General features: G+C 49.5%; 10 protein-coding genes and 1 pseudogene. 7 read left to right on the forward strand and 4 right to left on the reverse strand.

The window, feature by feature from the left end; all coding sequences use genetic code 11:
• The first annotated feature begins 53 nt into the window (after positions 1-53).
• The 6 genes and pseudogenes from L0156_18195 (at position 54) to L0156_18220 (ending at position 4,458) form a co-directional block, all read left to right on the forward strand.
• A pseudogene (locus L0156_18195) lies at positions 54-1,081 on the forward strand (beta-lactamase family protein).
• Positions 1,082-1,378: 297 nt separating this feature from the next.
• Positions 1,379-2,881 carry a LysM peptidoglycan-binding domain-containing protein gene (locus L0156_18200; GenBank protein ID MCI0604921.1) on the forward strand — a complete coding sequence of 501 codons (1,503 nt, stop codon included), beginning with the start codon at positions 1,379-1,381 and terminating at the stop codon, positions 2,879-2,881.
• Positions 2,882-2,952: 71 nt separating this feature from the next.
• On the forward strand, positions 2,953-3,240 hold the full coding sequence (locus L0156_18205; protein ID MCI0604922.1) for a type II toxin-antitoxin system prevent-host-death family antitoxin: 288 nt from the start codon (positions 2,953-2,955) through the stop codon (positions 3,238-3,240).
• Positions 3,224-3,502 carry a Txe/YoeB family addiction module toxin gene (locus tag L0156_18210; GenBank protein ID MCI0604923.1) on the forward strand — a complete coding sequence of 93 codons (279 nt, stop codon included), beginning with the start codon at positions 3,224-3,226 and terminating at the stop codon, positions 3,500-3,502. The genes L0156_18205 and L0156_18210 overlap by 17 nt, the downstream gene beginning before the upstream one ends.
• A 165-nt stretch (positions 3,503-3,667) precedes the next feature.
• A complete protein-coding gene (locus tag L0156_18215; protein ID MCI0604924.1) occupies positions 3,668-3,862 on the forward strand; it encodes a YwbE family protein in 195 nt (64 codons plus the stop codon).
• Between the two features lie 236 nt (positions 3,863-4,098).
• On the forward strand, positions 4,099-4,458 hold the full coding sequence (locus tag L0156_18220; protein ID MCI0604925.1) for a DUF5655 domain-containing protein: 360 nt from the start codon (positions 4,099-4,101) through the stop codon (positions 4,456-4,458).
• A 108-nt stretch (positions 4,459-4,566) separates the two neighbouring features.
• On the opposite strand, the gene L0156_18225 is transcribed toward L0156_18220, so the two are convergent.
• Positions 4,567-5,148 (reverse strand): hypothetical protein, encoded by a 582-nt coding sequence (locus L0156_18225; GenBank protein MCI0604926.1) that lies wholly within the window; start codon positions 5,146-5,148, stop codon positions 4,567-4,569.
• The gene (locus tag L0156_18230; GenBank protein ID MCI0604927.1) at positions 5,148-5,408 is read right to left on the reverse strand and encodes a hypothetical protein; all 261 of its coding nucleotides are present in this window, start codon (positions 5,406-5,408) and stop codon (positions 5,148-5,150) included. The genes L0156_18225 and L0156_18230 overlap by 1 nt, the downstream gene beginning before the upstream one ends.
• Positions 5,409-5,773: 365 nt before the next feature.
• Between L0156_18230 and L0156_18235 the strand changes: the two genes are divergently transcribed.
• Positions 5,774-6,121 carry an antibiotic biosynthesis monooxygenase gene (locus L0156_18235; GenBank protein ID MCI0604928.1) on the forward strand — a complete coding sequence of 116 codons (348 nt, stop codon included), beginning with the start codon at positions 5,774-5,776 and terminating at the stop codon, positions 6,119-6,121.
• 43 nt (positions 6,122-6,164) lie between these two features.
• On the opposite strand, the gene L0156_18240 is transcribed toward L0156_18235, so the two are convergent.
• Together L0156_18240 and L0156_18245 are read right to left on the reverse strand one after the other, a co-directional pair.
• Positions 6,165-7,283 carry a hypothetical protein gene (locus tag L0156_18240; protein MCI0604929.1) on the reverse strand — a complete coding sequence of 373 codons (1,119 nt, stop codon included), beginning with the start codon at positions 7,281-7,283 and terminating at the stop codon, positions 6,165-6,167.
• A gap of 150 nt (positions 7,284-7,433) precedes the next feature.
• Positions 7,434-7,880: pyridoxal-phosphate dependent enzyme (locus L0156_18245; GenBank protein MCI0604930.1), on the reverse strand; the 447-nt coding region annotated here is incomplete at its 5' end.

The following is a 7,880-nucleotide window of genomic DNA, read 5'->3' on the forward strand; positions in this document are numbered from 1 at the left end:
AGATTATCAGTCTCGAACATATGGGTCTTGCCGATCTTGAAAACAAGCGTCCCATGAGATCAGATTCCATCTTCCGTCTGGCGTCGGCGACGAAAATCATAACCAGCGTTGCAGCTCTTATTCTTTATGAAGAAGGCAAACTGGGGCTGCGGGATCCGGTTTCAGATTATCTTCCGGAATTTCAAAACCTCCTTGTCTATGGATCATCTAATAATCCGGATCCGGCAAAGCGTAATCTGACAATCCGGGATCTGCTTCGCCATACTTCCGGCTATAGTTACGGGTTTAAAGATCCACAGCAGCGTTCGTATCGGGAAGCTGGAATTCTTCGTCCCGCTCCTGATTTCGACTGGTCACACGATCTGACGCTGGATCAGTGGGTTGGCCGACTTGCAAAGGTCCCGCTTGCGGAGGAACCTGGAACGAAATTCAGTTACGGATTTTCTTCAGACATCCTGGGGGCGATCATCGAAAGTGTTTCAGGCCGGCCTCTGGACCACTTCATGGAGGAAAGAATCTTCACACCGCTTGGAATGAAAAGCACTGGATTTGTTGTATCAAGTGACCAGCTATTCCGATTGACTAGCATCTATGAGATACGTAACCGCAAAGTCACCGCTTTGGATCGCGCTGACATCAGTCCTCTCCGTACGCGCCCGCAAGCTTTCTCCGGAGGTGGCGGAGGGATAATCTCGGAAACAACGGACTCGTCTCCAGTGCTCCCGATATGTTTCGATTTTTACAAATGCTACTAAACGGAGGGGAACTGGACGGAGTTCGCATTCTCAGCAGAAAGACTGTTGAACTCATGTGGCAGAATCATCTATCCGATCTTATCTCTAAAGATAGTTTAGGGCCCGGGTTAGGATTCGGCTTTGGGTACGCGGTACTGTATGACTCTGCCAAGAACGGTGAAATAGGTTCTCCTGGAACTATCTGGTGGGCCGGTTCAACCAATGTTCACTACTGGGTCGATCCGCGCGAACAGTTCATTGGTGTTCTTATGCTTCAAGTCAGGCCTTTTCCTTATCTAAATGTGATGGATGTCGTCCGACACTTAAGCTTTGTTGCCCTAAAGTAGACATTTTTTTGGCAGAAATTAGTATACTGCACCCAGGTAGAAATTTTGGTTGAAGTGCATGCAGACGATGAAAGAACATGACGAATATTGGTAGTATCAATAACCGGCTTCCTTTAACACGGGAATCTCCGGAACGTCGGCTCGCGATCCTGTGGCGATTACTGCTTTGTTATCTCCATATCTTCCACATCTCGTAATCTCCCTTTTTTACCTCAGCTGTGATAATCGCAGGCTTCCACGTCCATAAGCAACATGTGCGTGGGTCTGGTATGATCATACAAACAAAGGAGGCTCGATATGGGGAATTCCATCGGTCCCATGGGCGGCGGGCAAACCTCAGCAGTTCCTTCGCAGAATGCGGATGCGCAATCCGCAACCGTGATGGTGGGCGAGACAAAGTTATCGCAAATAGCGGAACGTCTCGGCATTCCACTGAAGGAGTTGATCGCAGCGAATCCCAACATCAATCCCGGAAACGTCAATGCAGGTCAGGAATTGAAATTGCCGGTACAAACAGAGAGCCAGAAGCCACAGGCGCCCGTGACGCAAGAAGCGCGCGTAACAAATCAGTCCCATGCAAAATCCCAAATGCAAGAGCTCGGACTAGGCGGAGCCATGCGCGAGCTTCAACTCAAACAGATGCTGGGCGCCGAATCCACAGCAAAGCCTGCTCAGTTTGATAGTAGTGTGAAGTCGGCTGATTCCGACTTGATACGATCGCCGGAAATGCGCTTTATGCTGCTCCCTTATCAACTGAATTCATTGAACGTGCCGCCGAAAGTTCGCGACGAATTGCTGGCGCAAGGAAAGAAGCTGAAAGGGAATGAGCTGGACAGTTTCATGAACCGCGTGGATCTTGCGCTTGGATCCAAGGATCCCATCGGTGAAGTGAAATCGCTGGTCATGGGCGGAAGAATCGATGCATTCAAGGAGTCATTCAATTCCACATACGAAGTGAACGGAAAGCCGGTGCAAGCCATGCCGCATTTCCGCATCGGCGATTCACCGTGGGGAACCGGAGCCAGCGGACGTCCGGGACGCAAGGGTTCTGAGGCTGTGAAAGAAGATCTTTCCAAGCTAATTAAAACCGGAGATAAGGCGCATTGGAACGACAAAATGAAAATAGCGGTGCACATGGTTGCCTATGGACGTGGATCCGCGGAGCAGATCCAGATGGTGACTCAATCCCTGATCCGATCCGGGCAATTCGATCAAGCAAAGAAAGACCATCCCGGTTTGAGCGACTCCGACACAATCCGAATGATGCAATGGGATCATGGAATTGGCATTGATTGTGCGGGGTATGTTCAACAAGCATTTCTGGGTGTGCATGGTGGAACTCGCGAGAAGTACGGTTTTAAACCGCGAATCGGCGATGAAAATTTGATGTCCCTCCAAGGCAAAGGCAAGTTTAACGAAGTGAAGGCGACAGACGTAAAGCCGGGCGATTTGATTGCGCTGAATCCGACCAATTCGAGAGACGTCGGACACACGATCCTGGTTCGTGATCATTATGAGATGGGAGATTTCACGCGCAGAATGCTATACAACAACCTGCCGGGATTCGCGAGTCCCGGCGATAAGGTCCACGTTTATACGGGCGATGCTTCCTGGAGCGGTGGAACGGATGGAAATCTAAACGGAGGCGTGCAGCGCAGGATTTTTCTTTACAACGAAACAACCGGCAAGTGGGCCGATGTGACTCCGTCCGCCACCGGTGGATACGATGTCTCGCCGTCCAATTCGACCGGTCCTTATAATCACCCGATGAACGGGATTTATCGCCCGAAAGGAGAATAGTACTCTGGCAGGTTGACATTTGTTCACATGATCTGTACATTAACCCTGTACAATTACTCAGGGTACGATCAATGGCCAACGAAACTACTTATACCAAAGCAAGAGCAAACTTTGCCGCGTTATGTGACGATGTTGCTTCCGGCCGCCAAGCTATCATTATCCGGCGTCGTGGTGCCGAAGACGTAGCACTCATATCTGCGAGCGAACTTAGCAGTATTCGTGAAACTGCCCACCTGCTGCGTTCTCCACGAAACGCCGAACGTTTGCTGAAGTCCTTGCTCAGAGCAAAATCCGGCAAGGGAAAGGCCAGGACCATTGCACAGCTTCGAAAAGAACTGAAGATTGACGAAAAATCATAAACTCAAACCAACTGCTGTTTTCCATGCTGAATTCATTGAAGATCTTCGTTACTGGGTTGAGACAAATCGTAAAGTTGCGTTGCGAGCCTTCGATTTGATTGAAGCACTCCTCCGAGACCCCTTTCGAGACATGGGGAAACCGGAGCCATTGAAATACATGCTCTCCGGTGCGTGGTCACGCCGACTGACGGAAGAGCATCGCGTTGTGTATCTGGTACAATCAAACCAAATTGATTTTCTACAAGCGCGCTATCACTACTGAGCACCAAGCACGACTGATCCCCAACGCCAGCGCGGCTTTAGCCCGAGTAAGGCGTAATTCAACCCGCGCTGCATCCCTCATCTGCGTTTATCTGTGGTCTTAATCACAGTACAATCCCAACATGACAGCCGCCCACAAATTGTTCGGTTGTATGCAGGAGATCTTTTGAACGGACAGAATCGCTCGAGTATTAAGCCTGGCATCACGGTGTTGATCGTTTTAAAGCAGGATCAGCACACGGGAAAATTGACCAAAGGTGTCGTTCAAGATGTTCTTACTAAATCACCGAATCATCGGCACGGCATCAAAGTGCGTCTTGTCGATGGACAAGTGGGCCGCGTCAAACAAATTGTCGCGTGATTCCACTAGCCGGAGTCGGCGTAAAAAGCAACGCTTTGCTTATCTGCGGTTTTTGAGCGATAATTAGATCACGACCTGAGAATAATCTCAGCTTGAAACGCTGCTGAAAGCGTTTTCCTTAATCACTTCCGCTTGCTGATTTTTGACTTCTGTCTTCGTGAAGTGGCCTGAAACCAGAATCTCGCGAGAGTTTTTATCGCTTTCACCACTGTTTAGTGAAAGATGGAGGTTTATTTATGAAAGAAGAACCAAACGCATTTGACATCAAAAGTCATTTTGATGGAAAAGGAGAAGTTGTAAGGCAAACTTACGACGAACTGCTGAAAGTGCTGAGAAAGCGCTATCCTATCACTGAAAATCCGAAAAAGAAGTCGATCCACCTGATGCATGCCACGACTTTAGCGGGAGTAACAACGCGCCAAAACTGTTTGATCTTGACGATCAAGAGCGATTGCATGCTTACAAGCCCCAGAATCCGTAAGTCGGAACAAGTTTCGCGCAACCGTTTTCATCTGAAATTGAAGCTGAGTTCACCAGCAGACGTAAATCCCGAATTAATCGGGTGGTTGGTCAACGCCTATTCCCTGAGCGCCTGAGACTCAGACGCTGCTATGAAATCCTGTGAGCCAGATCGGGGATGGCTCGCATAGACTATGGGAAAACTATCTCTGTAAATTTTTAACGCAACCGATTTCCAAACCACATCAAGATTGCGCCTCCGAGATTGCCTTCTCCAGGAGCTCTCCCAGGCCAAGGAAGTCCGCCCATTTACGAAGATAGGTGTAATCAAGAGATTGATCCTGCACCTGAATGATGCCGATCACATCGCTCCATTGTCTTTCCGAAACGTTTCCACCTTTTCGGTACCAATCAAGCTTGTGAAGAATGTTGTCTTCGGCGCTGGAAACCGGTATTCGAATAGAATCAGGCTTCGAACCAGCTGCCTGAATTTTTTTTCTGTCCATCTCCAGGTCTAACCAGGGGCTGTCTTTCTTTACAAACACATCAATCTTGTACATGGTTTGTAAATGAATCATGCTGAATGATTCCTTCCGGACAACCGCCTCCATTACTCGATCCTGATCAATGTAAAAATCGTTCACGAGCAGGCTGACAATCGCGGAAGCATGGTGAGGTTCCAATTTCGCCAGAATATCTACGTCATTCGTTGAACGAGGAATTCCGTGGATAGAGCTTGCAATTGATCCGCCAACAACGTAGGTGATATTCAAACTGGAAAGAGCCTGTTCCAGAAGTGCGAGTACATCTTCGATACCGGCCGGCATCAGTATCCTTCTTTTTGAACATCCCAGTTGAATGCTTTTTTCATGATGTCTCTGGGCAGCCACCGCGAAGAGAGGTACAAGAGAAGCCTCCGTTCATCGGCGTCCGGATGCTTCTTGCGAATGTCGTTAAGAGCAAGGCTATGAAGCAATTCTGTGAGTTCCGAGACGCACTTCAGCTTCTGCCATCCAGGCATTCGCCTGAAACCTTCGATCATCACGAGCTGCGCCTCACGTGAAGTGTCCGCCGGCTTGAAGCTCATCAGGCAACCATCATAGCATGGCTTTTTTACTGCAAATGGCGTCCTTCAGCGGCGGAGGGAGAGATTGTCGAACGCGCGATCAGTGGATAAGGCGAGCTTTGTTCCAAGCATGAATGATTATTCTAACGCAGAGACACACCAAATTTTAGATTTCAGATGCTAGATTTCAGATTTTGTAGCGCCGGCTAAAAGCCGGCGGACATCAATGCCGCCAGAATGGCGGCGCTCATCTTTGATACCGGTAGATGAGCGCCAGCCTCCAGGCTGGCATAAATGACCGCCGGCATTCTGCCGGCAAAGCCTACGGAACGGAGCTAAACCAGTCAGTCGCAAAAAACGTGCTTGATCTGCGGTATGATCAGTTCATGATTGTTGTATCGAACCGCATTCAGGTAGCTCCAGGATATGAAAAGGAATTTGAAAATCGCTTCGAAGGCCGGGCACGCCTTGTGGAGAAGCATGCGGGATTCATCCGATTGGAAATCTTGTGCCCCAAGAAAATTCAGCTTCATGGCAGTGACCAGGGTGGGTCGCAATATTACGTCGTGCTGACGTACTGGCAAACCGCAGAGGATTTTGCCAATTGGACGGCAAGCGATGCATTTCGGGAAGCTCATTCGAATCGTCCGCCAAAAGAAATGTTCGCCGGTCCGAACGTTTTTGAAATGCACGAAATTATTCAGCTTGTGGAAGCGAAATCAGAAGACTCGTAGCTCCTTAGCACAGAGGCACGGTGTATCCCAGTTCGCAAAGATGTCACGGGATTTGTGATCCCCAGCCGGGCCAGTTCGAAGAGTCTTCGGTGTCGAAGCGTTTTGCCGGATCAACGTTGTCGTACTTCCAGTAAAACTGCTGGGTCCTCGTAAATTTCCTGAGACTCGTCAGGACCGTATTGAAATCGGGATCCTGCGCTTCTTCATTGATGACATCAATCGTAGCGGCGCGTAAGGCATCGAGCACAGGTTGCGGCCACCCATTCACAATCGTCACCCCGTACACGTTTTGCATTCTGCGCAAGGCGCGACCGGATGCTTTTTGTGTTCTGACAAGTTCGGAAAGTACATGCGCTCGGGCTGCGTTTTCTAGTTGCGCCTGCGCCGTGCTTCCCAGCGAATCGTAGACCTGTTTATTAATCAGAAACTCGGAAAGCGCAAAAGGTTGATGCCATGCGCCGACATAGTAAAAAAGAAGCGGCGCATCGGCTTGACTGTTCGAACTGGAAAATTGCGAGACCGCCGGTTCGCCATTGGAGGAAGGCAAGTCAAAAAATTCGTAAATATCCTGAGCCGGACTCGAAAATTCTGCCGCTTGAAGAGTTCCATTTTTTAGATCCTGGTAAACCGGAACGCCGACTGTTCCCGAATGAATCGTGAGCGCCGGATCATCGGAAACAGATTGAATCACTCTTTGAATCACAGTGCCGGCAAGTCCCAGAATGCGTAAGTTCCATGGAGTCGCCGCCAGCTCCTCAACTGTCGATGGTATGAGCGTTGGGGTCATGCCGACACCTTCACCGTGGTTAATCCCCATTGGAAACGCAACAACACCATCACCGCCACTCAGTACTTTGTTGTACAGCTCATTTTCAAGCTCAAGCCCGCCTGCATAATACATCCAGGACAAAAACTCTTCGGCTTCAGGTCCAAACGGAACGCCGGAAAAATAAATGCGTGTGAACGGTAAAGCGACGAATCGATTCTTTACCTTCAATCTGTTTTGTGAAGGCGCAACAATAGCGGCATCAATTCCACCATGCTTCGAGCCTCGATTCACTGCATCAAAGATTGCGTCGTTGGAAACTAACGTACCTGGTTCTTTGATCAATAATCGAATTGCTCCACCGGTGACCTGCTCCACTCTTTTCGCAAAAAGCAATGCGCCGTCCCCTCCCGGTGATCCAGGCGTATCCGCCGTAAAGGTGGTTTGAACTTCGATTCTTACAGTTGCGCTATGGGAATGCTCCGGGCTTGCAAGATTCCAGAACAGAAATAAGACACACCATCACTTGTTTTGGAAAAAGAGACTTCATTGTTTCACCCTTGAAATGGACGTTAAATTGTGGATCTGTTCCTCGCTGGCATTTCCCCCGGTGAGAATCACAGCGACTGACTTTCCTTCAAATAGATTCCGATAAGTCAGAATAGCAGCGATGCCGGCGGCTCCTGCTGGTTCCAGTAAGAGACCGAGCTCTGTATGCGCAAGCCGCATCGCGTCAACAAAAAATTCATCGTGAACCAGGAATATCTCATCAACGAGTCCGTTCAGGTCGGCGAGAGCTTCAGGGAAGGGGACACGCACAGCAATCCCATCCGCGATGGTGCTTACGCTATCCCTCGCAATCAGTTTTCCCGATCGCCAGGAGCGTTCCATTGCATCTGCTCCGCTGGCGCATATGCCAATCATTTCTGTTTTCGGATGATGCGCTTTCACCCATCGCGCGACACCAGCCAGCAGCGCGCCATCTCCTAGCGG

It is taken from the genome of bacterium, assembly GCA_022616075.1.
Lineage (GTDB): Bacteria > Acidobacteriota > HRBIN11 > JAKEFK01 > JAKEFK01 > JAKEFK01.